This is a genomic window from Flavobacterium sp. Flavsp81 (assembly GCF_059491325.1).
Map to the genome: position 1 here is coordinate 601,983 of NZ_CP168505.1, position 24,562 is coordinate 626,544.

The following is a 24,562-nucleotide window of genomic DNA, read 5'->3' on the forward strand; positions in this document are numbered from 1 at the left end:
AAGAGAGTTTCTTTAGTATTTATTTTCGATTGTAGTTATTTTGGCGTCGCCCCAAAGGCTCTCAATGTTATAGTATTCGCGAATGTGTTTCTGGAAAACATGTACTACGATGTGCACATAATCCATTAGGACCCATTCTGCATTATCGGTTCCTTCTACGTGCCAGGGTTTATCTTTTAAATCTTTGGATACTGTTTTTTGGATTGAATTTACAATGGCGTTAACCTGAGTGTTAGAACTTCCGTTGCAAATAACAAAATAGTCACAAACAGCCGTGTCTATTTCTCTTAAGTCAAGAATATCTATATCATTTCCTTTTACTTCTTCAATTCCTTTTATTATGTTCGCTAATAGAACGTCATTATTAATAGTCTTTTTCGCCATGAATTATTTTATATGATTTTGTAAAGTTACCAATTTTTGTGATTAATTTTGAACCTTAACAAAATATTAAATTAAGTATAAATAAATTATTTTAATGAAACTAATCAAACTCGATGCCATAGATTCTACAAACGATTTTCTTAAAGCATTATCAAGTCAGGATGAGCTGGATAATTTTACTGTGGTGACGGCTGAGAATCAGATAAAAGGCAAGGGGCAAATGGGTTCTAAATGGCAGTCTGAGCCGGGTAAAAACTTAATTATGAGTATCTTGGTAAAGAATTTTCTCTACGATAACGAAGAGTTTTTTAATCTGAGCATTATAGTGTCATTAGCTGTAATTGAAACATTAAAATCATTTGATATTCCTGGTTTAAGTATAAAATGGCCAAACGACATTATGGCATACAATAAAAAAATTGGTGGCATACTAATCGAAAATATCATCAAAAGTGATGGCAGGATCGTGTCAGTAGTTGGATTGGGCCTGAATGTAAACCAGACTAATTTCGACGAATTACCAAATGCTTCATCGTTAGCGGTAATTTGCAAAGCCGAATTTGATAAAGATTCCCTGCCATTTTTAATTATTGAAAAAATGAAGCAAAGTATAGAATTATGGAAGGCAAATTCTGCTGATTTTTGGAAGGAATACTTCAACTCTTTGTTCCGAAAAGGAATCCCAATGCCTTTTAAAAATCTCGAAAACAGAAACTTCATGGGAATCATTCAGGGTGTTTCTTCCGTTGGGAAAATACAAATTTTGCTTGAAGATGATTCAGTTTCGGAATTCGATATCAAAGAAATTCAGATGCTTTATTAGGAACGGTTCAAAGTAACAAAGGCTTTGAAGCTCTAAACAAACTGAATTTTTTGTGAAACCAAAATAATTATTTAATCCCTTGTTGAATCTGTGGCAAAAAAAAAGTCCGATCGTAAAATCGGACTTTAAATTTTATGCAAGTATAAAAATCAAATAATTGAAAATTATAGCTTGGTCATGTTAGTAGCCAGGGTTTCGATAAACTTACTAATTGGTCCTTTAATCATCATTGCCATCATAGCATTGAATTCTCCTTCAAATAATAATTGAACTTCACTTGATGAATCAGAAATGCTATCAATGTTAGAAACCAAAGTAAAAGGAAGTTTATCACTCGCAGCACCCAGAACAATTTTGTTTGGAGCTGTTTTTTCTTTCATTTTCAGTTTTATTTCCGGCATTCCTTTCAATCCAAAAATAAAAGCATCTTCGCCAATTACTTCAAATTTAGCAATATTATCCGGCATTAGTTTCTCAAAATTTTTAACGTCAGTCAGCAGATCAAATAAATCCTGCGCTGATTTCTGAACAGTAACTTTTGGACTTTCTAAGTTCATTTTTATTTTTTATTTAATTCAAATTATTAATCTAAAATCAGCAATCAAAATTCTAAAATTATTCTTGTCCCCAAGTTGACGGACTCGTATTCCATTCTTGTAAAGTAGACTGCTGATCTTCGCTAATATATTGTTTTTGAACTGCTAAATCCAATAAATTATCATAATTGCTTAGCGTATACAAATCGATATTTGCATTTTTGAAGTTCTCTTCGGCAACATTAAAGCCGTAGGTAAAAATCGCAGCCATTCCTTTAATATTAGCACCTTCGTTGCGTAACGCTTCCACGGCCATCAAACTACTCTTTCCGGTACTGATTAAATCTTCAACAACAACCACGTTCTGGCCTTTTTGCAAAAAGCCCTCTACCTGGTTTTGTCTTCCGTGTTTTTTTGGTTCAGGTCGCACATATACAAAAGGCAGCCCAAGGCTTTCGGCTACTAAAATACCAATTCCTATAGCTCCTGTAGCAACTCCGGCAATAACATCCGGTTTTCCAAATTGTTTTTCTATATTTTTCGCAAACTCATCACGAACGTAGTTTCGGATGACCGGAAATGAAAGAATTAACCTATTATCGCAGTAAATAGGTGATTTCCATCCTGAAGCCCATGTAAAAGGATTTTCTGGATTCAATTTAATTGCATTTATTTGCAAAAGCAATTCGGCTGTTTTTTCGGCTGTATCTTTATTAAAAATCATAGTACAAATGTATAAAGTTTTTGTGAACGACAAACCACTTTTTTTGACAAATGAAATCTCAAGAGAGACCGATTTTCAATTATTTCTCCTGGAGAGTATTGATATTGAGCATCTTATTGTCAAAATGTTTCAAAATAAAATTCAGAAAGCTTATTTGTATCATCCTGATGAAAAGGAGATTATGAAGACTTTAAAAGCTAAAATTCCGGTAAGTAAGGCAGGCGGAGGCTTGGTTTACAACAAAAAAGGAGAAGTTTTATTTATTTTCAGAAATGGAAAGTGGGATCTGCCAAAAGGCGGAATCGAGAAAGGGGAAGAAATAGAAGATACTGCAATGCGTGAAGTGGAAGAGGAGACTGGCGTTGGAAAACTTAGCATTACCGATAAGCTCCAAAAAACGTATCACGTTTTTAAACGTAATGGAAAGTACAAACTCAAAATCACACATTGGTTCGAAATGCAATCTGATTTTGAAGGCACACCACACGGACAAATAGAAGAAGGTATTGAAAAAGTAGCATGGTTAAACCCGCAACAAATCAAAGAAGCCTTAAAAAACTCCTACGAAAACATCAAGTTATTATTCGAAGAGGAGAAAGTCAACATAAAAAGCCAATAGCATTTCAAATTATATTGCAAAAATCAAATTTAGCAGTTAAATGGGTTTATTAATATTGATTTTTGAAATTGTCATTGATATTGAGAAACGTGCCATTAATTATTTTGGTTCAAATTTATAAAGAACACTTTCATGGTTAATCTCCATTTCTGAAAAAGAAACCAAAAATTCTTTATATTCATCATATGAGTTAAATTCTACAGTTACTTTATCTGTTTCCAAAATAAGTAAATGTTTTTCAAATTGTGATTTAAAAAAACCTTCTTCAATAAGAACATTACGTTCATTATCAAATAAATTCTTAAAGGCTTTATAATATTCTGCTAATGCTAATTCACTTTGCATGCTAATTTTTTCTTTTATATTGGAATATATAGCCGGATCCTGTAAAAATTCTATGTTTTGAATAAGAAGGTTTTTTACTTCTACTAAATAATTTTCATTTAATATAAAACCTCTTTCCAAAAATATTTTCCGATTGTTTTTTAAAAACTGTGAATTATCAGAACTTAGAAATTTATCAAAATTATCACCATATAATTGGTCTCTTTCAAAAGTGTAGTTTTCAAAAATCGGATGTAATTCAAATATTTTTTCCAGATTAATTCCGTTTATCGTAATCCAAATTGGCGTTGAGGAAATCATTTCTATTTGAAAGTCAATCACAATATTATTATTTGATCGGGTAATAATATGATACTCATAAGCAATTTCTTCTTCCTCAAAATCAGTAAAACCAAAATTTTTCAGGAAATCAAATTCAGAATATATTGTTGTTTTAAAATGTTCAAAGAGATTTTTCATTGCCTTTCAATATTTATTCGGTTTTGTTATTGATTAAAATTAGTTAAAAATACATATAAAAGAGGATAGGATTTAAAGAATAAAAATTAATCAAAGTTCTTAGAAATCCGCTTAATTCACTGTTAATCTAAAAAGGGGGACAATCTCAATTCTAATTTTCCTATTTTTGCAAAATGAATAAGAAACATCATTCCAATAATATACTTTTAAATTTAGGTATTGAAAGCCTGAATGAAATGCAGGCAGTTGCGCAGGACGCAATTCTTAATGATAATAATGTTTTATTGCTTTCTCCGACAGGTTCAGGAAAAACACTGGCTTTTTTATTGCCGATTTTAGAATTATTACAGCCGGAAATTCTTTCGGTTCAATGTCTAATTTTGGTTCCTTCACGTGAATTGGGATTGCAAATTGAGCAGGTTTGGAAAAAAATGGGAACCGATTATAAAGTAAATATTTGCTACGGTGGGCATTCTATTGATACAGAAATTAAAAACTTAAGTAATCCTCCGGCCGTTTTAATTGGTACTCCCGGAAGAATTGCAGACCATATTGACAGAGGAACTTTTCGTTTAGATAAAATTCAGACCTTAATTCTTGATGAATTTGATAAATCGCTTCAATTAGGTTTTCATGAGCAAATGTCATTTATTATCGGGAAGCTATCGAAACTGAACAAACGGGTTTTGGTTTCGGCAACTTCAGATGTTGAGATTCCGAGATATACTCGTGTTGTTAATCCAACCATTTTAGATTTTATTCCTGAGGAAGAAGAAAAAACAAATCTTTCCATGAAAATGGTTATTTCTCCTTCAAAAGATAAATTGGAGAGTCTGTTCAATTTAATTTGTTCTCTAAAATCGCAATCGGCTATTATTTTTTGCAATCATCGTGATGCAGCTGAACGCATTAGTGATACATTAAACGAAAAAGGAATTTATGCCACTTATTATCATGGCGGAATGGATCAGGATGAACGTGAACGTGCTTTGATTCAGTTTAGAAATGGAAGTGTGAGTTATTTAATCACGACAGATTTGGCTGCCCGTGGATTGGATATTCCGGAAATGAAACATGTAATTCATTATCATCTTCCTTTAAAAGAAGACGAATTTACACATAGAAATGGCCGTACCGCACGTATGCAGGCATCGGGAACGGCGTACATCATCATTCACGAAAGTGAAAAAGAACTTGATTATATCGATTACGGAATGGCTGTTTTGAATGTAGAAAATACAACTACTTTACCTAAACCACCGGAATACCAAACTATTTATATTAGTGGCGGAAAGAAAACAAAACTGAATAAAATTGATATTGTTGGATTCTTTTCTCAAAAAGGAAAACTTGAAAAAGGGGATTTGGGGTTGATCGAGGTAAAAGATTTTATTTCGTTTGCTGCTGTGAGATACAATAAAGTGCAAGATTTGCTTAAAAATGTCAAAGATGAGAAAATGAAGGGGAAAAAATTTAAAATTGAAGTCGCCAGAAAAGTAATCAAGAAAGAAGAGGAGAAGTAATTTTCTTATTTTTTGATTGTAAATTTTAGATTTTTGAGAACCGTAAATGAAGTTTTTTGAGCTTTATGTTTAATTTTTTTAATTAATATTTGGTGTGGTTTTATATTTAATTTATTGATTGTCAAAAAGTTATTTGTTTTTGTTTTTTGAGATGAAATGATAGTGCACAAAAAACTCAATTTAATATTTATAAAATAATGATTTTAGTGGTAATTTTTATTAATTTCGGCGAATATTGTATTAGTTAAAAAATTAACCCCAAAATCATTATGAAAAAGATTATTACCCTTGCCATTTTGTTCTGTAGTTTTGCCTCTTTTGCACAAATTAAAGTTTTAGAAACTGTGCCTGTAGAAAAGTTAGGAAAAGTAAATAACAATTATATTCAAAAAATTGGAGATGAATATACAGTTTATTATACTAGTATTTTAAATGATGATGATACTTCAAATTTAAGAAAGTTCTCTTTCAGAAACCTTGATAATGATTATACTAATCTTTATAATATTATTGTAGGTGGTTTTACTGCAAGTCCTTTATATGATATTAAATTAGAATTGCCTAACAATTATATCTGGTTGCATTATACTGGAAATGTAGTTCCGGATAAAGCTACTGTTCAATTTATGGTTTCAAGCAAAGACAGGGATTCTGCTACAAACAGCGTTTCTGAACCATTAGTAAAAGACCAAATCAATAAATTATTCCAAAAATAATTTGCTTCTAAAATAAGAAATACAAAGAAGGCTATTCAAATTTGAATAGCCTTCTTTAGTTTACAGTTTTTATGACAGTTTTTGGTTTACTTGCTAAAACTGCGACTTTGACTGAGAATTATATTTTCTTCACGTATTGCGTGATAATTACAATTTGCTGACCATCCACTTTTCCTTCAATATATTCAGCATTTTCATGGTCTAAACGAATGTTACGCACTGCGGTTCCCTGTTTGGCAACCATGCTTGATCCTTTTACTTTTAAATCTTTGATTAAAACCACAGAATCTCCGTGTTCTAAAATTACTCCGTTACTGTCACGGTGAATGATTTTGTTTTCGTCATCTTCCCCTTCTCCTGTTGCCTGAGCCCATGCGAGTGTATCTTCGTCGAGATACATCATATCCAGTAATTCCTGTGGCCAGCCAGCAGCACGCATACGGCTTAACATTCTCCAGGCTACAACCTGTACCGCAATATTTTCGTTCCACATACTGTCGTTAAGACATTTCCAGTGATTTAAATCTACATTATCCGGATTTTCAATTTGATCAATACAGGTATTGCAAGCCAATACACTTTCGTCTATTCCTCCTTTTTGTGTTGGCAAAACGGTATATACCCTTAGGTTTTCAGTTGCGCCACAAAGCTCACATTTCGATCCACTGCGTTTGTTTAATTCTCTTTCTATGCTCATTGTTTGGTGTTTATTTGATGGGCCGAAATTACTTTTAATTTGGGAGGGCTACAAATTTATATTTATGAATGATGGTTTATTTAGGGATATTTTTCTGCTAGGTTTTTTGTTAGTGTGATTGCTTCGTTACTCGCAAAAACTTGATACAAGTATGTTATTACTTATGAACCCGAACAGCATCCGGAACCAGCATTTCATATTTACCGTTATTACGTAATACATCACGAACAATACTTGAACTGATAAAGGAAGTTTGTGCAGCGGTCAGTAAAAAGACGGTTTCAATTTTAGAAAGTCTTCTGTTAGTATGAGCGATGGCTTTTTCAAATTCAAAATCAGCAGGGTTGCGCAAACCTCTTAAAATGAAATTGGCGTTTAGTTTTTTTGCTAAATCAATTGTCAATCCTTCATAAGTGATGACCGAAATTTTGGGTTCGTCTTTGAAAGTTTCTTCGATAAAACGTTTTCTTTCTTCGAGAGAAAACATGTATTTTTTTTCGGCATTGACACCAATAGCAATTACAATCTCATCAAACAGGGAAATTCCTCTTTTGATAATATCTTCGTGACCTAATGTTATAGGATCAAATGATCCCGGAAATATGGCTTTTTTCATTATTTTCGTTGAATTTCATAAATTGTTTTTCCATCTTTATAGAAATCTATGATTTGTTTTCGGCTATAGCTATCTTTAACAGTTGTAAAATTGCTGTCAATATTTATTTTACCAACATTTGATTTTTGCTCTATTTCCATATTGTTTACTACAACAAAAACACTGTCTTGCGTTACTTTTGTAACCCTCGAAGTTGAGTATTTTCCACTACTCGTTGTTTCGAAAAAGACATCTCCAACTTTCGGATTTTCTGAAAAATCTTTACTGTCAGAATTGCTTTTTAAGCTGGAAAAGAAGGCAAATGCAATACCTAGTCCAATTATAATTGAAAAACTAAAATGTGTTATTGGGATTTTTGCAGGATTTTGTTCTTGCTCTTTATGGAATTTTTGTTTAATGACTTCGGGTAAATTTTTTAATTCATAAGTCGATTTACAATGATTGCATTCTAATATTTGTTGTTTTCCAATCGGGAAAAACGGAATCCAGTAAATGTGTACATATCTTCCAAATACAGTATAATTCATTGCTGCATTTGTTTGACAATATGGACAAGCAACGTTTCTGACTACTCCATTTTTAATTGCAGTTGATTTTGTTCCGTAAAAAATCATTTAATTTTAATTGTTTAGCACCAACTCATGGCATTAATAATAAATATTCCAGGAAAATCCCGCGTTTGATGATATCTTCGTGTCCAAGAGTGATTGGTCAAATAATCCGGGAAATATGGTTTTTTTCATTTTTTTGTTTCTAAGTTATTCTCAGGGTATTTATGGAAGCCACCCATTCTTCTTTTTCGCAAACTGTACATTTTGCAGTTCCTGCTTTTTGTTTTTCGGTATGTCCGCAAAATGTGCAGGAATAAGTACCGTCTGTTGGAATGTTTTTACTTTTTTTATTAAAAAAGGCTGGTAAAATTGGTAATCCGTATCCTACTTCGAAGTCTTCATAATAAAATACGCTTATTTCTCCACTAGGTTCTATAAATGCATGTTTTACCTGTCCTAAATGTTCGATAGATTTTACACGAAGCTCAGAGAAAAACTCATCCTGTGCCAGGCTTTCTTTTTTAAAAGTAGTCACAGAAAATTTTCCCTCTTTTATCAGGCATTCGGTTTTTCCTTCAATGAATTCTTCAAACTTTTTACTTTTCCCGGTAAGCCAGGTTACAGAACGATATAAGATAATGATTACTGTAAAAACTATTGCAGCAGGAACAAGTCCGACATCTTCATAAAACATAGGATCTCCTGCAGCTGATCCTAAGGCAATAATAATAACGGTCTCGAAAATTGATAATTGTTTTACGCCGCGTTTTCCCGCCAATTTTAGTGTCAACAATAAAATGGTGAACATTACTGTTGAGCGAAATATGACTTCCAGTATAAAAATTTCCGGTAAACCATTGTAAAATATTCTATTCCATTCAAAGATTTCTTTCATTTTTTTATTTGAGGGTCAAAGGTTCAAAGGTTTTTACTTTTTTGTTAATCCTGACAAGATTGTCTATTAAAAAGGTGCTAAGATCTTAGAAACTTAGCACCTTAAATATCTTAGTTACTATTTTAAAGCCAGCTCAATAGCATTTGTAAATAAATCTTCAAGAGAAATTCCTGCTGCTTTGGCTTGTTGCGGAATCAAACTTTCTGTTGTTAATCCAGGAATGGTATTCATTTCGAGCATATAGGGTTCATTGTCTACGATGATGAATTCACTTCTTGAGAAGCCTTTCATTTTCAGTACTTCGTATGCACGTTTCGCTGTTTCACCTACTTTTTGAGTTAATTCATCTGAGATTCTGGCCGGTGTAATTTCTTGTGATTTTCCTTCGTATTTGGCTTCATAATCAAAGAAATCATTGTCAGATACAATTTCGGTTATTGGCAGAACTTTTATTTCACCTTTGTAATTGATTACGCCAACAGAAACTTCGGTTCCGTCAAGGAAACTTTCGATGATGATTTCATTATCTTCTTTGTAGGCTACTTCAATAGCGATAGGCAATTCGGCAGCGGTTTTTACTTTTGAGATTCCGAAGCTTGAACCTGCTTTGTTTGGTTTTACAAAACATGGCAAACCTACTTTTTTTACGATTTCATCTGTATTGATTATGTCACCTTTGTTCAGGTAATAAGAAATTGCTGTTTTGATTCCGTATGGTTTTAAAACAGATAATAAATCACGCTTATTGAACGTAAGTGCTGATTGATAATAATCACAGGAAGATTGCGGAATCCCCAGTAATTCAAAATAAGCCTGCATTAATCCGTCTTCGCCCGGAGTTCCGTGTATGGCATTGAAAACACAGTCGAAAGTGATTTTTTGCCCGTTTACTGTTACGGAAAAATCATTTTTATCAATTGGAAATTCAGCATCATTTTCGTCTACATAAACCCATTTTTCTTTGAAAATATGAATACGGAAACCTGCGTATTTTGTTTTGTCAAGGTATTGGTGTACGACGTTTCCGCTGATAAGAGAAATTTTATATTCACTTGAATATCCGCCCATGATAATGGCTATGTTCTTCATTTTTTAATGTTTATATGTTGATTTTTTTATTTTAGTTTTAGACTTTCCTACGATTTTTTTAATTCTTTATATTTAAATTATTTTTTTCGCGTTATTATTTTGATTTTAAATTAATGTTGTTTTGAAAACCAGGGTTCTTTTTAGCCCTGATGGGAGCGACATCCTTTTATGGTCTCGTTTTTTTCAATGAGACCATAAAAGATATAGCGGACAGCAGGAAAAAGCTCCTTCTGATACCAAGTATTGAAAGCTTTCTTGTTTTAAACAAAATTATCATTTTTTTTGAAACGAAATAGCTTTATCTTTGCCACAATTAAAAATAAATTTATGAGTTTACGTAAGTATTTAACAAGCCGTGTGTTTTTTTTGCAAGTTTTAGGTGCGGCTGCTATTATTGCAGTTTTGGGTTATTTGTTTATGCATTGGCTGACTTTTACAACTGATCACGGACATGAAATTACTGTTCCGAATTTATCTAAACTGACTGAAGAGCAGGTAGAAGAGAAGCTGGACGAATTAGATCTGGATTATGTGCTTTTGGATAGTGTTGATTACCGAAGTGAATTCCCGAAATACAGTGTTGTTGAGCAGGATCCGTTGCCGGGAACGAAAGTGAAAGTAGGCAGAAAAATATATATTAAAATTAATGCTTCCGGATTTTCTTCTGTAAAAATTCCGGATTTAATTGATAAAACGTATCGTGAAGCTGTTCCGACTTTAAAAGCTTTAGGACTTGAGGAAGGAACGATTACTTATATTCCGAACTTAGGAAAAGATATGGTTTTGGAGATGCGTTATAAAGGCAGAAACTTAAAAGTAGGTGACCGTGTGTTGAAAGCTTCTAAAATTGATTTGGTTTTAGGGGACGGAAAAGCAACATATGTAGATGACAGTCAGGCGACAGACAGTTTAGCTGCGCCAACTACTGAAACCCCACAAGATGAACAATAATAATGAAAATTTAGATCTGGAAGACGAATTATTTGAACATTTCAGATTTGATGTACCTAAAGGTCAGGCGCTTTTGCGAATTGACAAATATTTGATGAATATGATTCCGAATGCAACCCGGAATAAGATTCAGAATGCGGCAAGCGAAGGGAATATTTTTGTGAATGATATTCCTGTAAAATCGAATTATAAAGTAAAGCCTTTTGATATCATTACGGTGATGTTATCGCATCCGCCGTTTGAAAATCATATCCTGCCGGAAGATCTTCCGCTGAATATTGTTTATGAGGATGATGCTTTGCTGCTAATTAATAAGGAACCGGGAATGGTTGTACATCCGGGTCACGGAAATTATACAGGAACTCTGGTAAATGCTTTGGCACATCATTTTGATAATCTGCCAATGAACAGCAGTGAACGTCCGGGATTGGTTCATAGAATTGATAAAGATACCTCAGGACTTTTGGTAATTGCGAAAACCGAGGCGGCAATGACGCATTTGGCTAAACAATTTGAAGCCAAAACTTCTGAACGTGAATATATTGCCCTTGTTTGGGGAAATGTTGCTGAAGAAGAAGGAACCATTGAAGGAAATCTTGCCAGACACTTAAAAGACCGCATGCAAATGGCTGTTTTTGTCGATCCTGAAATAGGGAAGCCCGCGATTACACATTATAAGGTTTTGGAACGTTTTGGTTATGTAACCTTAATTTCGTGTAAACTGGAAACCGGAAGAACACACCAGATTCGTGCACACATGAAACATATTGGGCATCCGTTGTTTAATGATGAACGTTACGGAGGTCACTTAATTTTGAAAGGGACTACGTTTACGAAATACAAGCAGTTTATAGAGAACTGTTTTAAGGCATTGCCACGTCAGGCTTTGCATGCTAAAACACTTGGTTTTGTTCATCCGAATACGAAAGAAATGATGCGTTTTGATACCGAATTGCCGCAGGATTTTCAGGATTGCCTTGAAAAATGGCGTAATTATTCGAAATCACATCATGTTGAGGATGAAGAGGAATAACCAGAGAATGAGATAATTTGTCAATTAGATAATTCTTTTAAAATTTAAAGCTCCTAAATGGGGCTTTTTTTATGTTTTTAAGGGAACTTGAGTCCAATAAAACTAATTAATCGGTTAGGTTTAGTTAGTTTTTAATTCTAATTTTTCGTCAGTTCGAGTGATTCCGTTTTGAGCGGGATTGTATCGAGAACAAGACAAATTAGAATTAAAAACGGTTCACGATACATTTTTTGTTCCGTTCTACTACTCAAAAAACACTCGAACTGAAGTTTTTAATAATTGTACTCAATGAGTTAAATTAGTAAGTTTGTACTTCAGTAAACACTGCTTATGAAAAACAATTTCGATTTGAGAACTGTAAATGTTACGCGTTACATAACACCTTTGCGTGAGGGAGGTTCTTTACCTGCTTTAGCGGAAGCCAATGACGATTTTAAATATGTCCTGAAATTTAAAGGTGCCGGTCATGGCGTAAAAGCTTTGATAGCCGAGTTAGTTGGCGGTCAAATTGCAAAAGCCTTAAAATTACAGCTTCCCGAATTGGTTTTTGCGAATCTCGATGAAGCTTTTGGAAGAACAGAGGCCGATGAAGAGATTCAGGATTTGCTTCAGGGTAGTCAGGGACTTAATTTAGCACTTCACTTTTTGTCTGGAGCTATAACTTTTGATCCGGTCGTAACAACTGTCGACGCCAAATTAGCTTCGCAGATTGTCTGGCTTGACGCTTATATTACCAATGTTGACCGAACTTTTAAAAACACTAATATGTTGATTTGGCATAAAGAATTATGGCTGATCGATCATGGAGCGTGTTTGTATTTTCATCACTCCTGGAACAATTGGGAACAGCATGCCAAAAGTCCGTTTGTACTCATAAAAGACCATGTTTTATTGCCACAGGCTTCATTGCTGAAAGAAGTTGATGCCGAGTTTAAAGCACTTTTAACACCCGAAATATTAGAAGAAATTGTAAATACGATTCCGCTTGAATGGCTGCAATGGGAAGATACCGATGAAACATCCGAAATCTTGCGAAACATTTATTTACAGTTTTTGCAGACTCGATTAAACCATTCCGAAATCTTTGTAAACCAGGCTCAAAATGCAAGATAGTCACTTATATGAGTATGCCGTAATTCGTGTGGTACCAAGAGTGGAGCGCGAAGAATTTCTGAATATCGGAATCATTTTGTTTTGTAAAAAAGCCAAATTTATAAAAGTATTGTCTCACATTGACGATGCAAAAATAGAAGCCCTTTCAAATGATTTTGATCTTGAGCAATTGCATTGCAATATAACAGCATTTAAAAAAATTGCAACAGGGGATAAAGATGGCGGACCAATTGCAGAAATGGATATTCCGTCCCGTTTTCGATGGTTAACGGCGATACGCAGTTCGGCGATCCAGACATCCAGACCGCATCCCGGACTTTGTCAGGATTTGGAAAACACTATTCAACGTTTATTTGCAGAATTGGTTTTATAGTTTTTACGCATAAAAGAAAAGGCTTATAAACCAAGAATCAATCTTTTTGATTTTAAATAAAAAACCACGAATTACACAATCTTTAAATTATTGTAATCCGTGGTTAACTAAAAATAAACTAATTCAAATTCTATATTACCTTACCCATAATTTCAAATAAGTGATTTGAATTATGGAAAGAAAGTTCTTTTTTAATTAAAATGAACCGCAAGTATTACCTGCAAATGTTGCACCGGCAGCTGCTGAAATATTGGCTTTTACATCAGCGCTATTAAGTGTCAGAATAGTGTATGGAGGTGTAAATGCTGTATTTTTACCAAGTTTATTTCCTGTAATACCAACAAAAAGATTATCATCTTTAACAGTTACAGCAGTAAGACCTGTCATTAAATCAATTGGGGTATTAACATTTTCGAATGAATTTTTTTCTACCAAAATGTCAGCTTCAAAACCTGCAGCAATACATTTGTTACTCACCGTACTGTTGTAGTAACAGTTAACGATATGCACTTTTCCAAATCTAACCCTTGGCATTCTTTCTCTACATCCGCTTGCCCACCAGCAACGTGCAAATGTTATTCTTAATGTTCCGCGATCTCCGGTAGCAGTATCGCTTGAACCAATTAAATCAGAAAATCTGTGATCATCCGTACCTCCTGGACCACCAGCTTTTGGAGCTTTAAGGTAAGTAAATTTGGTATAAGAAACAGATATATAATCAGACTTGTTTTTGATGTCAAAATTTCCATCAACACCATCTCTGAATTCACAGTGGTCTACCCATACATTCTGACAATTGTCTAAAGTTACATTGTCCCAACCATCTGTATCATAAGCTCCGGGACCTTCAAAAATTAAGTTTCTGATAATAATGTTTTTTAATCCTTTAAAGTAAATAATACCTGAACCATCTTTAGTCTGGTCTGTTGAAACAATTTTTGCACCACTCTCACCATAGATTGTTTTTCCGGTTTGGTTTTGAAATGATAATCTTGCAGAAATAGTGATAGTACCGGTAACTTTTATCACTTTTACAGTAGTGTTCTCAATAGCTTTCTTTAAGTCAGCATAGGTGGCCACCACAGTTTCTGCAGCAGTTCCTCCTCCGGTTGTTCCTCCGTTTTGTGATGCCCATCCCGGAACATCGTCACAGTTACCTTCTTTGGTTGTAAAGCCATTTGCTGAAGAATTTGCAGCTGGTAAAGTGCTGTTTTCGTTTGCAGCAGTTTCTTCAGTATTACATGCTGTAAAACCGAATATCAGTGTTAGTAGGAACACTGAGATTGTTGATTTAATTTTCATAATTTTAAATTTGGGGTTATAAATATTTAAAGTGCAAATCTGTAAATAATTACTTCTGAAATTGTTGAATAAGTTCAACATCTTTTAAAAATAAAATAGCTGCAAAAGTGTTTTAAAATCACCTGTATAAATACTTCTAAAAAGGTTGAATAAGTTCAACAACTTTAAAAAAAATATTCACAAAAACTGTTCTTTAAATTATTTTTAATCCATAAAAAAAGTTCAAAAAAAAAGTACTTTTGCGTAATCGATTACATCATTTTTAATTAATTCAAAACTTGCCCCGAGTAAGAATAAAAGTAAAAACAAATGTACAGCCCCAGCCCCCTCAGATTAAACATTGAACGTAAAATTAACCTAACAGATGACGAATGGAAATGCATAACAGAAAAATCAGAGATTATTAAATTAAAGAAAAACGAATTTTTACAAATTCAGGACTCAAAATGTTCTTATGAAGTATTTATCCTAAAAGGCGCTTTTAAAACTTACATCTTAAATGATAACGGAAGAGAAGTCATTCTTTTCCTTTCATTTGAAAACGAATGGATGTGTGATCTTGAAAATTTTTACTATCAAAAACCTACTACTTACAATATTAAGGCCATAGAAGAGAGTGAAATAATTATTATTAGTAAAGCAAATAAAATGCTGTTATTTGAGCAGGTGCCCAAGCTAATTCAGTTTCACATTATGATGATCGAAAAAGCCAATATTGCAATTCAGCAAAGGCTTTTGGATGTTTTAAGCAAAACGTCTAAGCAAAGATATCTCGAGTTTATAGAAAGATACCAGCATAAAATGCAAGCGGTCAGCAGCAGAAATTTATCCTCCTATCTTGGAGTTTCACATGAGTTTTTGTCTAAGATTAAGAAAAGTATATAGCTTTTTTGAGGTTCAAAAAAGCAAAAGTTCTGAGGTTCAAAGACTTTCTTTGTACCTCAGAACCTTTGCCTGAAACTTAGCGGCTGAATTGAGGCTTGCGTCTGAGTTAAAACAGCTTTATACCTTTTTCTCCAAAAATATAAACTCTAACGGTTCTTCTGAAACGGTAATATGTATATGGCTTTCAGGAAAGGCTTCTCTTTTGCCTGTATCAATATAACCGTGACGTTTGTACCACGCAATAAGTTCTTCCCTTACTGAAATTACTGTCATAATAATCGAAGACAAACCTAGTTTTTTAGCATGTTTTTCAGCTTCAGTCAACATTTTTTTACCAATTCCGCTATTTTGCAATTCAGGAGAAACGGTCAACATTCCTAAATACAATTGATGTTCTTTCTCTGCCAGCAAAACAGAACCAATAATTTTATCATTCTCAGTAAACTTCAAAATGGTATTTTTTGGATCCTCAATTATTTGTATCAATTCTTCTTTGGTAGTTCTTTTTCCTTCTAAAAGATCAGCTTCTGTTGTCCAGCCTTTTTTAGATGATTCTCCTCTGTATGCCGAATTGATTAATATGTTTAATGCAGGAATATCTGCCAATATTGCTTTTGTAATCATGGGTATTTTTATGCTAATAATTTTAAAAGATAAAAATAACAAATACAGGCTACAGTTATCTATTGGTTGCTGCTTTTTTTGACTTTTGCTTCAGCGTAATAAAATTTTAGTGTTTATTAATAACCTCATCTTCATAGGAAATAATTGATTAACAAATAATAAAGAAAAATAAAAAGCTTATAAGTAAATCTTTGAATTGCCTCCAGCTTCAGCTGGAGTAAATTAAGTAAAGATAATTTGGCTTTAGCCAAAAAGCACATGAGTTTCATTTGACTAAGGTGTCATTAAGTTAAGCTTTGTTTTTTCTCGCAAAGACAAATAGCATAAAGTTTAAAACCGATTACTTTGTGTCTTCGCGTCTTTGCGAGAGCTGGATTTATAAAAGTATGGCAAGAAATCCTTAACTTAATGACATTGAGCTGAAGCTGGAGGCAACTCAAAACCTGCTCTTTAATAATCGAACTCAGGTTAATAGCTGAATTTCTTATCAGTTAAGGTTTTCATAAAAGCAATGAGCTGTTTTTTTTCCTGATCTGTTAATTTTAATTTGTTCTCGGGTAAGGTTTGATTCTCTAATGAAAAGCCTAAACCTTTTCCTCCTCCTTCATTATAAAAATCAATGACTTCTTCAAGGGTTTTAAAAACGCCATTATGCATGTAAGGCGCTGTTAGTGTTATGTTTCGAATTGTCGGCGTTTTGAAGGAATTTTTATGAATTTCGGCTTTCGTTAGTTCAAATTTACCTAAATCAGCATCTAATTTATTTTGTTTATTCGGTATTCCAAGTACTTCGCTTTCTGATTTTGTAAAACCTGGAGGGACGGTTCCGTTGGTTAACGGAATAAAATGACAGGTGGCGCATTTGGCTTTGCCTGCAAATAAATTAAAGCCTGCTTTTTCTTCCGTTGTAAAGGAGGTTTCATTACGCATATAACCATCAAATTTGGAATCATAAGAACTTAATGACCGAATATAGGAGCCCAAAGCATTTTTTATGGCAAAAACATCAATTTCTTTATTTGGAAATGCCTTTTGGAATTTAGCAGCATATTGTTTATTTTTCTTTAATTCATTGGCTGATTTTTCTAAAGAACCATGCATTTCGTTTTCATTGATAATAACTGCTACCGCCTGATCTTCAAGATAACTTACCCGTGAATCGGAGAAAAAAGCACGCTGAAAAGCAATATTAGAAAGAGTAGGGGTATTTCTTTTGATTAAAGATTTGCCGTCTATAGTTGTTGCTTTTTCCAAACCGTCTGTAAAAGCTTTGTCGGCATGATGGCAGGAAGCGCAAGAGCGGGTATTGGTTCCAGATAAAACAGGGTCGTTAAATAATTCCTGCCCTAATTTTATTTTTTCAGGTGTGGTTTTGTAATCCGGAAATCCGGAGAAAGCTTCTGCATTAAAAGCATCTTTATCAAAAAGCGTTTGTGCTGTTGTTTTGAGACCTCTGACTTCTTTAAGAAATGGAACCTGTAGTTTTATTTGGGTCTGGTAAATACTTTTACTCAACGGATTGGTAATTTCCTTAATAAAATAAGCCCTGTCAAAAGAATTGAAATTTTGATGCTGTTGTAGATATTTTTCCCCTTTGTCTATGGTAGCCAATGTGGTTTGCAGTTCTTTTATTTCGAATTGTGAAGCGTAAATTTTGCAGTAGGATTTAATGCTTTCGAATGATGCTGCCGTTTCCGGAATCGAATTTTGTACAATTGGTGAATCAAAACCGGTAATTCCCAAAGTAACGATTCTAAAAACTTCCAGTCTCATGGCATCAAAAATATGAGAATCAGTCAGGGTATTCGTTTTCGAAATCAATTCAAGCCGATTCAGATTGGCTTTAAGAATTCCCAATTGATTTAAAAGTTCCGATTTGTCTTTTTTATTGTATTTCGGAAAAATAAATTCTTCTATTACCTGAAACCCTTCCGGAGGAACTGTTATACCTTCGTCTACTTCATATTCATCTAAAGCGGGACCGTTTATGGCTTTTGAAACAGTTGGGAAATAATATTCACTTAAAATCTCCACTTTTTTGTATGCTTCGTGCGATTTTAGAAACTGCTGTTGGATTTGTTTCGCAAAAGCATCGTTTTGAATAAGATGTTCCAGTTGTGTAACTTCTTTTTTCAAAGCAGTAATATCACTTTTAAACAAATCGTTGATCTGTTCAACTGTCGTTTTATCATCAGTACAGGAAAACAAGAGTAAAAATAAGGGGATAAGGAAAAATTTTTTCATTTAAAAAATACTTGATTATAAAAACAAAAACCACGATTCTATAATAGAACCGTGGACTTTGTGTAAAAATGGTGTAATTTATCTGGCTAATCCTTTGATTACCACAATTTGACTCGCTTGTTTTTCAGAAGTACGAAGTGTACCTCCATCAACACCTTTGTATTTATCTCCCGTCCAGGTATGAGGCTGTACGCTTAATAAAAAAGTATCTTCGATGCCCAATTGTTCAGAAACATCAATTAAAGCACCATATTCCCAGGATCCAAAAGCAGATGTTCCGCCTACATTGTATTTAGCCGCATCAGTTTCTGTACGGCGGTGGTCTAATTCGACAACCACTTTTAGTTGTTTTTTGGCAATGTCATATTGATAAATGTAAGCATCATGTGTTTCATCTCCATAACCATTAGCATCTTCCTGAATGTAAACATAGTTTTTGGTCACACAAATATTATCCGGATCCTGAAATTTTCCGGCAATTCCTGTGCGATCATCTCCATCAAGAATAACTTCCAGATTACCAGCTAATGGATTTGATTTATCTAAATTCAATCTATAAACTCTACCGTATTTATTTCTTGAAGCATCAGCATTTGTTCCTGAAACAGCTTGTCCCGTTACATTAAAATAAATTTCACGATCGGCATCATTTCCTCCTTTTCGGTAATCTAAATCTTCAACTCTTCCAAATTTAATGGCTTTCAGCGTATTTACCGAAGCATTAATCTGAGCCCCGGTCATTGTAGTGTGATTGTCAATTTTTACAAAAGAAACAGGGTAGGTTTGACCCGTAACCATATCTTTCTCTTTTTGGTTATCGTCATTTCTTTTCATCATATACAATGAACCATTTTCTAAGTCACCCACAGTATTGGATACGTACATAAAAACCTGTCCGCCATAAGTTCCCGAATCGTCATCGCCAATAACAACAACTGTTTTTCCTGAATAAGCAGATTTACGCAAAGGCAAAGCATTTTCGGCACTTAATCTGCCTAATCCTGACAACTCTTTTGTTACTGATGCTCCTCCTACATTAGCATAAGGATTTACACCATGCGTGCGGGATTCTTCGCCGGATTCTCCACAAGTTAAATACAAAGGACCGAAACCGTGTTCAGCAACTGTTGCCATAGTAGCACCGCATAATCTCCAGGTTCCCCCGTTAGAGTTTAACAAATATTCTCCTTTTACCGGTTTGAATGTTTTGTCTAAAGTAATTCTTGAAACTGCAAAATTGTCTTCGTTGTTCACTAAAAAAGTAAAAGTACCATCTGAATTTTTTAATAAACCGGAACCGTCTGCAGAACCTCCAAAAATATAACTTGGGCTTTCCGGTAAAACATCATCTGAAGTAAGCAGTGAAAATAATTCAAGGTTCTCAAAACCGGCTTGTTTTTTAAGTAATACAGGTGTTACAGATTGGTTACTCAATACGACATCTGTTTTGGCACCAGTATTAGTGTCGGATTTATCATTATTATCGCAGGAAATCAGTGTTGCTAAAAACAACAATGGTAAAATAGTTTTTTTCATTTTTTGGTAGTTTTTAAATTTTTTACAAAGAAATGCGTAACATTTAAACTAAAAATGAATTGTATATTACCAAATGGATACTATTGATAGCGGACTGTTTGTTAGAAAAAACAATTAATTTACATACTAACATTCTCGTAATAAAAGCCTAATCCTGAATTAACTTTAAAAAAATAAACCTCGTTTAAAGCAATTTTAAACGAGGCTGGAATGAGTGTTTTAATGGATATAACTTATTTGTTTTTTATCATAGAATGCTCAGCCTGACACCTAATATTTAATAATCTTCATTATAAATTTAGACTTTTAAAGAACCGCGAAAACCTCTTGCAGCATAGTAAGATTCGGCTCCATTGTGATAGACGAAGACCGTTCCGTAGCGGAAATCGGAAAAAAGTGCCCCTCCAAGTTTCCTGATGTCAGGCGGAGTTGCTACCCAGCTTGATGTTTTTGAATCAAAACTTCCAAGTTTTTGTAATTCCTGATATTGCTCTGCTGTTAAAAGCTCAATGCCCATTTCAGAAGCCATATTAACGGCGCTGTCTACAGGTTTGTGCTCTTTTCTTGATTCGAGTGCCTTGTGATCGTAACAAATGCTTCTGCGCCCTTTTGGACTCTCTGCAGAACAATCATAAAAAATGTATTCATCTGTTGCTTTATCGTATGCTACAACATTCGGTTCACCACCCGTTCTTTCCATTTCATTGAGCGACCAGAGTTTCGAAGTATTTGCTTCCAGTTTTGCCTGTATTTTAGTCCATTCGAGATCGTTATGACGATTCTTGTTTTTCTCGAAACGGGTTTTCAGTGTGTTTAAAAGCCAGGTACGTTCTTCTGCTGACAATTCTTTTTTATTACTTTTCATGATTACTGATTTTTGGACGTGTCCGGATTTGTCTGTATTTTAAAGTTGCAGATTTATTAATCATCCAAACCTTTTCCGTTAAGAATTTGAGGAATGCTTTTTTCGATTCTGGATTCCCGTGTTTTCGATTGCTTGGCCGCCGAAAAATGAAGTAAGTATCCTCTTTGTCTTCCTGGCGTTAAAGCATAAAAAGCAGTTTTTAAGTTATGATCTTCGTTTAGTCTGGTCTGAAATTCCTCAGGAACGCTAAATTCTTTTGTTTTTTTCAGTTCTACTTTCAACCCGGCCTTTTCCACTTCAATAGCTTCATAAATATATGTTTTTAAGACAGGTTCCAGATCAATAATTTCCTGAAGATTGGTAAACCGAATCTGACGGGCTGATTGTACATTCTCTGTTTGCTGTACTAAAATGCCGTTGGCATCATTGAGCAGAGCGCCTTTAAAAAACAAAAGCGCACAATATTCCTTAAATACGTGTATTAAAACAATATTGCTTTTCTGAAAAGTATAACACGGAACACCCCATTTTAACTCTTCATTAAACTGACAGTCAAGAACGATTGTTCTTAACTTCTCAATCTCTTTCTGCCACTTTTCGTTTTTGCTGAAATAAAAATCTACTTTCGGATTCATCTTTATATCTTTTAAGGTATAGCTGAAATTACTTTTCGATCTGCAGGTCTGTAATACCAGGACAGCACGGTCAGGATTAACAGTAGTGCCGGTCCAAAAAGTGCTATGGCGTCATCACCGTTAATTATATGAGAGAAAATTGCTCCCGACATCGTAAAGAAGAACCCTGTGTAGGCCCATTCTTTTAACAGAGGAAACTTGGGAATTAATATTGCGATAACGCCTAAAATTTTCCAAACTCCCAGTAAGGTCATTAAATAAAGAGGATAACCTAAATTGGTGAAATTTTGAACCTCTTCATCCATTTTAATTAGTTGTACTACTGCAGTTGACAGCATTCCCAGTGCAAGCCAAAGAGTAGCAGTCCAATAGATAATCTTATTTCGTTTTGTCATAATATGTTATTTTAATTTAGTTACTATATCTTCTAATCGATTATGAGCCATGTTAATGCCTTGGGCAAAAGGTAACTTCAGCATTTGTTCCCTGTCATAAACGGATTTGTATACGATCTGCATATTGAGCCTGCTGGTATTGTCGGTGAGTTTTTCAAACTCTAAAAACTCAAGCTGAACAGGAAAAGGCGTATTTTCCATTTCAAATGTTCTGATGATTTTTTGGTTCAAAACAAACTCATGAATAATGCCATTTGCCTTAAATACAACATTTCCCTGAGGATCTGTTGTTTCAAATTGCCAGCTGCCATGGTTTTTATTTTCAAGTTTCAGCACTTTCGTACCCATCCATTGTTCGATGATCTCAGGTTCGATATAAGCTTTGAACAATAATTCTAAAGGGAGATCAAAATCCCTTGTAATCATTAAATCCTGTTTGCCGTCTTCGGCATTTATTTTTGTTTTTAGTTCCATAGCTGTAAATAATTATTGGATGTATTTTTTCATGACCGACTCGAGTTTGTTAAACTTGTCATCCCACATTTTGCGGAATGGCTCTATAAAATCTGCTATTTCTTTCATTTTTTGAGGGTTTAAATGATAGTAAATTTCCCTGCCGTTTTGTTCTTGTTTGAGCAACTCGCACTCCGTAAGTATTTGCAGGTGTTTTGAAACGGTGGGTCTGGAAGTCTCAAATTTTGAAGCTATGGTACCTGCCGTCATGGATTGTGTGGTGACCAATAAAAGGATGGCCCTTCTTGTTGGGTCTGATATAGCCTGAAATACATCTCGTCTTAAATTCATAGTGTCGTTATTTGACTACAAATATATACGAAGTCATTTAACTACGCAATTTTTTGTACACTTTTTTTTATGAAAGCACGTTTAAAGAGAGTGATAATTTAGATTGACAAGGAATTTTTTATCAGGAATAAATGATTTATTTAAAGATAAATAAATGAAAATAAGCTAAATATGAGGAAATGTCTAAAAAAATACAGAAATTTGTAATGGAATCGAAAACTAATAGTATGGGAAGAATTCATTTATTCGAATTTGAGGACCAAAAATGGCTTCCGAAATTCATTAGAAATTATATGACCGATTTTTTGCAATTTCTGTCCAATAAAACCGGAATGTACAAAGGCATAGTTCCAATTATAGAAAAAGGTTTAAAAGAAAGCAATACCAACCGAATAGTAGATTTAGGATCGGGTGGAGGAGGCGGATTGATTTGGCTCAACAACGAACTCAGAAAAAATAATCCCGATCTGAAAATTCTGTTGACAGATTATTTCCCTAATATTTCAGCTTTTCAGTATACACAAAAACAGGCTGATAATTTCGAATTTATTTCAGTACCAATAGACGCGAGAAATGTTCCGGGACAATTATCCGGACTCCGAACACAGTTTTTATCACTGCATCATTTTGAACCCAAAGACGCTCAGCAAATTCTGCAAAATGCTGTTGACAGCGATAGTGCCATTGCTATTTTTGAGGCACAGGAAAGAAGTTTACCAAGTATCATAGCGATGATTTTTTCACCCATTAGCGTTTTATTAACCACGCCTTTTATACGTCCGTTTAAAATTGGCAGAATAATTTTTACTTATCTTATTCCGATTGTTCCTTTGTTGGTTTTGTGGGATGGCGTAGTGTCTTCGTTCAGAACGTACTCGGTTGAGGAAATGAATGACCTTATTGCCAATTTAAACAATAAAGAAACCTTTAACTGGGAAGTTGGAAAAGTAAAATCCGGGCCAGGGAAGATTTTGTATTTATTGGGGACGAGGAAATAGAAAGTTTATTTTAGTTACTATTATCGTTTATGCTGTGCGAAGTCTCCCGACTTCGTACACATTGCTATATTCCGTTTGCATTGCTTATTGGAACGGGTACGAAGTCGGGAGACTTCGCACAGCAACGGAAATTAGTATTCCGGAGTATTCTTTTTTATTTTTTCAATTAATAAATTTTCGTCTTTTATTACTTTTTCAAATGGAGATTTTTCAGGCAGATTTTCATTCTGATATTTTTCAATAATTGGAAGTGTCAAAACAATTTTCAATGCATTATGATAATCATTTAGATCTCCTTGCTTTTGATGAATTGTTTTTACTAATTGATTTAATCCTGCAGTTTTTACAGCATATTTTTCATCGCTCATTTTTAATAAAGCAAGAATCTTATTTTTCAGAATACTATCTTTTATAGAATTTGCCTGATTATTGGCAGTCTGATAATAATCTTCTGATTTTCCATTATAATTATAAAATATATTTAGAGTATCACTTGCGTTGAAATTTTCCAGGTCAGTTTCCAGATTTTTCAATTCAGTATTTTTGCTCACAAGTTCCTGATATAGTTCTTCAGTTAATTCATCATGACTTCTATATCTTCCCAAGATTTTAGTTCCTCCTTCTTCTTGCAAGGCTTTAGGAACTTCATTTTTTGGATTTTCATTATTGGATTCATTTCCTCCACAAGCAGTTAAAAGGATAAGTGAAAGGATGATGAGTTTTTTTAGCATATGATCTTTTAATTTAGTTGATTTTGTTTGTGTTCACGAACGGGACGCTCGCGCCAGCCTGGTGAAGCTTTCTTGAGTATTAACAATGAAAACTGA

29 protein-coding genes are annotated in these 24,562 nt (G+C 34.0%); 10 read left to right on the forward strand and 19 right to left on the reverse strand.

Annotated elements, in window-relative coordinates; genetic code table 11:
• Positions 1-12: 12 nt before the first annotated feature.
• Positions 13-384 carry a ribosome silencing factor gene (rsfS, locus tag ACEN92_RS02610; RefSeq protein WP_007809313.1) on the reverse strand — a complete coding sequence of 124 codons (372 nt, stop codon included), beginning with the start codon at positions 382-384 and terminating at the stop codon, positions 13-15.
• Positions 385-478: 94 nt separating this feature from the next.
• Here rsfS and ACEN92_RS02615 point away from each other — a divergent pair, with 94 nt between their 5' ends.
• Complete coding sequence (locus ACEN92_RS02615) at positions 479-1,207, forward strand: biotin--[acetyl-CoA-carboxylase] ligase (protein WP_495640815.1); 729 nt, start codon at positions 479-481, stop codon at positions 1,205-1,207.
• Positions 1,208-1,371: 164 nt separating this feature from the next.
• Here ACEN92_RS02615 and ACEN92_RS02620 read toward each other — a convergent pair whose 3' ends face one another.
• Together ACEN92_RS02620 and pyrE are read right to left on the reverse strand one after the other, a co-directional pair.
• On the reverse strand, positions 1,372-1,764 hold the full coding sequence (locus tag ACEN92_RS02620; protein WP_495640816.1) for an SRPBCC family protein: 393 nt from the start codon (positions 1,762-1,764) through the stop codon (positions 1,372-1,374).
• Positions 1,765-1,822: 58 nt separating this feature from the next.
• Positions 1,823-2,467 (reverse strand): orotate phosphoribosyltransferase, encoded by a 645-nt coding sequence (gene pyrE, locus ACEN92_RS02625; protein WP_495640817.1) that lies wholly within the window; start codon positions 2,465-2,467, stop codon positions 1,823-1,825.
• A gap of 7 nt (positions 2,468-2,474) precedes the next feature.
• On the opposite strand from pyrE, the gene ACEN92_RS02630 reads away from it, so the two are divergent.
• Complete coding sequence (locus ACEN92_RS02630; RefSeq protein ID WP_495640818.1) at positions 2,475-3,086, forward strand: NUDIX hydrolase; 612 nt, start codon at positions 2,475-2,477, stop codon at positions 3,084-3,086.
• 99 nt (positions 3,087-3,185) lie between these two features.
• Here the strand turns inward: ACEN92_RS02630 and ACEN92_RS02635 are convergent, their stop codons facing one another.
• Positions 3,186-3,890, reverse strand: a complete 705-nt coding sequence (locus tag ACEN92_RS02635) for a hypothetical protein (RefSeq protein WP_495640819.1) — start codon at positions 3,888-3,890, stop codon at positions 3,186-3,188.
• 173 nt (positions 3,891-4,063) lie between these two features.
• Here ACEN92_RS02635 and ACEN92_RS02640 point away from each other — a divergent pair, with 173 nt between their 5' ends.
• Together ACEN92_RS02640 and ACEN92_RS02645 are read left to right on the forward strand one after the other, a co-directional pair.
• Positions 4,064-5,413: a DEAD/DEAH box helicase gene (locus tag ACEN92_RS02640; protein WP_495640820.1), complete on the forward strand. Its 1,350-nt coding sequence runs from the start codon at positions 4,064-4,066 to the stop codon at positions 5,411-5,413.
• Positions 5,414-5,682: 269 nt separating this feature from the next.
• Positions 5,683-6,129 (forward strand): hypothetical protein, encoded by a 447-nt coding sequence (locus ACEN92_RS02645; protein ID WP_495640821.1) that lies wholly within the window; start codon positions 5,683-5,685, stop codon positions 6,127-6,129.
• 118 nt (positions 6,130-6,247) lie between these two features.
• Here the strand turns inward: ACEN92_RS02645 and ACEN92_RS02650 are convergent, their stop codons facing one another.
• The 5 genes from ACEN92_RS02650 to ACEN92_RS02670 all read right to left on the reverse strand — a co-directional run bounded on the left by ACEN92_RS02650 (position 6,248) and on the right by ACEN92_RS02670 (position 9,977).
• Entirely contained in the window at positions 6,248-6,826 is a 579-nt protein-coding gene (locus ACEN92_RS02650) for a PhnA domain-containing protein (protein ID WP_495640822.1), read from the reverse strand.
• Positions 6,827-6,983: 157 nt separating this feature from the next.
• A complete protein-coding gene (gene coaD, locus ACEN92_RS02655) occupies positions 6,984-7,442 on the reverse strand; it encodes a pantetheine-phosphate adenylyltransferase (protein ID WP_495640823.1) in 459 nt (152 codons plus the stop codon).
• On the reverse strand, positions 7,442-8,056 hold the full coding sequence (locus ACEN92_RS02660) for a zinc-ribbon domain-containing protein (RefSeq protein WP_495640824.1): 615 nt from the start codon (positions 8,054-8,056) through the stop codon (positions 7,442-7,444). Before ACEN92_RS02660 ends, coaD begins: the two co-directional genes overlap by 1 nt.
• A 139-nt stretch (positions 8,057-8,195) precedes the next feature.
• Positions 8,196-8,888 carry a DUF421 domain-containing protein gene (locus ACEN92_RS02665; RefSeq protein WP_495640825.1) on the reverse strand — a complete coding sequence of 231 codons (693 nt, stop codon included), beginning with the start codon at positions 8,886-8,888 and terminating at the stop codon, positions 8,196-8,198.
• Positions 8,889-9,005: 117 nt separating this feature from the next.
• Positions 9,006-9,977 (reverse strand): D-alanine--D-alanine ligase, encoded by a 972-nt coding sequence (locus ACEN92_RS02670; RefSeq protein WP_495640826.1) that lies wholly within the window; start codon positions 9,975-9,977, stop codon positions 9,006-9,008.
• Positions 9,978-10,304: 327 nt separating this feature from the next.
• Between ACEN92_RS02670 and ACEN92_RS02675 the strand changes: the two genes are divergently transcribed.
• From ACEN92_RS02675 to ACEN92_RS02690, 4 genes are all read left to right on the forward strand, one after another.
• Entirely contained in the window at positions 10,305-10,928 is a 624-nt protein-coding gene (locus ACEN92_RS02675; RefSeq protein ID WP_495640827.1) for a PASTA domain-containing protein, read from the forward strand.
• Positions 10,918-11,961 (forward strand): RluA family pseudouridine synthase, encoded by a 1,044-nt coding sequence (locus ACEN92_RS02680; RefSeq protein WP_495640828.1) that lies wholly within the window; start codon positions 10,918-10,920, stop codon positions 11,959-11,961. The genes ACEN92_RS02675 and ACEN92_RS02680 overlap by 11 nt, the downstream gene beginning before the upstream one ends.
• Positions 11,962-12,291: 330 nt before the next feature.
• On the forward strand, positions 12,292-13,074 hold the full coding sequence (locus ACEN92_RS02685) for a HipA family kinase (RefSeq protein WP_495640829.1): 783 nt from the start codon (positions 12,292-12,294) through the stop codon (positions 13,072-13,074).
• Positions 13,064-13,447 carry a DUF3037 domain-containing protein gene (locus ACEN92_RS02690; RefSeq protein WP_495640830.1) on the forward strand — a complete coding sequence of 128 codons (384 nt, stop codon included), beginning with the start codon at positions 13,064-13,066 and terminating at the stop codon, positions 13,445-13,447. Before ACEN92_RS02685 ends, ACEN92_RS02690 begins: the two co-directional genes overlap by 11 nt.
• Positions 13,448-13,642: 195 nt before the next feature.
• Here ACEN92_RS02690 and ACEN92_RS02695 read toward each other — a convergent pair whose 3' ends face one another.
• Positions 13,643-14,749 (reverse strand): pectate lyase family protein, encoded by a 1,107-nt coding sequence (locus ACEN92_RS02695; RefSeq protein ID WP_495640831.1) that lies wholly within the window; start codon positions 14,747-14,749, stop codon positions 13,643-13,645.
• Positions 14,750-15,058: 309 nt separating this feature from the next.
• Between ACEN92_RS02695 and ACEN92_RS02700 the strand changes: the two genes are divergently transcribed.
• Positions 15,059-15,634, forward strand: coding sequence for a Crp/Fnr family transcriptional regulator (locus tag ACEN92_RS02700; protein WP_495640832.1), 576 nt, complete (start codon positions 15,059-15,061; stop codon positions 15,632-15,634).
• A gap of 117 nt (positions 15,635-15,751) precedes the next feature.
• Here ACEN92_RS02700 and ACEN92_RS02705 read toward each other — a convergent pair whose 3' ends face one another.
• From ACEN92_RS02705 to ACEN92_RS02740, 8 genes are all read right to left on the reverse strand, one after another.
• Positions 15,752-16,258 carry a GNAT family N-acetyltransferase gene (locus ACEN92_RS02705; protein ID WP_495640833.1) on the reverse strand — a complete coding sequence of 169 codons (507 nt, stop codon included), beginning with the start codon at positions 16,256-16,258 and terminating at the stop codon, positions 15,752-15,754.
• 468 nt (positions 16,259-16,726) lie between these two features.
• A complete protein-coding gene (locus tag ACEN92_RS02710) occupies positions 16,727-18,502 on the reverse strand; it encodes a cytochrome-c peroxidase (RefSeq protein WP_495640834.1) in 1,776 nt (591 codons plus the stop codon).
• A gap of 78 nt (positions 18,503-18,580) precedes the next feature.
• Positions 18,581-20,038, reverse strand: coding sequence for a PhoX family protein (locus tag ACEN92_RS02715; RefSeq protein WP_495640835.1), 1,458 nt, complete (start codon positions 20,036-20,038; stop codon positions 18,581-18,583).
• A 298-nt stretch (positions 20,039-20,336) separates the two neighbouring features.
• On the reverse strand, positions 20,337-20,903 hold the full coding sequence (locus ACEN92_RS02720) for a DUF4256 domain-containing protein (protein WP_495640836.1): 567 nt from the start codon (positions 20,901-20,903) through the stop codon (positions 20,337-20,339).
• Positions 20,904-20,959: 56 nt separating this feature from the next.
• Positions 20,960-21,538 (reverse strand): YdeI/OmpD-associated family protein, encoded by a 579-nt coding sequence (locus tag ACEN92_RS02725; RefSeq protein WP_495640837.1) that lies wholly within the window; start codon positions 21,536-21,538, stop codon positions 20,960-20,962.
• An 11-nt stretch (positions 21,539-21,549) separates the two neighbouring features.
• Positions 21,550-21,933: a DoxX family protein gene (locus tag ACEN92_RS02730; RefSeq protein WP_495640838.1), complete on the reverse strand. Its 384-nt coding sequence runs from the start codon at positions 21,931-21,933 to the stop codon at positions 21,550-21,552.
• A gap of 6 nt (positions 21,934-21,939) precedes the next feature.
• A complete protein-coding gene (locus ACEN92_RS02735; protein WP_495640839.1) occupies positions 21,940-22,407 on the reverse strand; it encodes an SRPBCC family protein in 468 nt (155 codons plus the stop codon).
• Between the two features lie 12 nt (positions 22,408-22,419).
• Entirely contained in the window at positions 22,420-22,737 is a 318-nt protein-coding gene (locus tag ACEN92_RS02740) for an ArsR/SmtB family transcription factor (RefSeq protein ID WP_495640840.1), read from the reverse strand.
• 179 nt (positions 22,738-22,916) lie between these two features.
• On the opposite strand from ACEN92_RS02740, the gene ACEN92_RS02745 reads away from it, so the two are divergent.
• The gene (locus tag ACEN92_RS02745) at positions 22,917-23,735 is read left to right on the forward strand and encodes a hypothetical protein (RefSeq protein ID WP_495640841.1); all 819 of its coding nucleotides are present in this window, start codon (positions 22,917-22,919) and stop codon (positions 23,733-23,735) included.
• Between the two features lie 131 nt (positions 23,736-23,866).
• Here ACEN92_RS02745 and ACEN92_RS02750 read toward each other — a convergent pair whose 3' ends face one another.
• Positions 23,867-24,466 (reverse strand): hypothetical protein, encoded by a 600-nt coding sequence (locus ACEN92_RS02750; protein WP_495640842.1) that lies wholly within the window; start codon positions 24,464-24,466, stop codon positions 23,867-23,869.
• Positions 24,467-24,562: the final 96 nt, after the last annotated feature.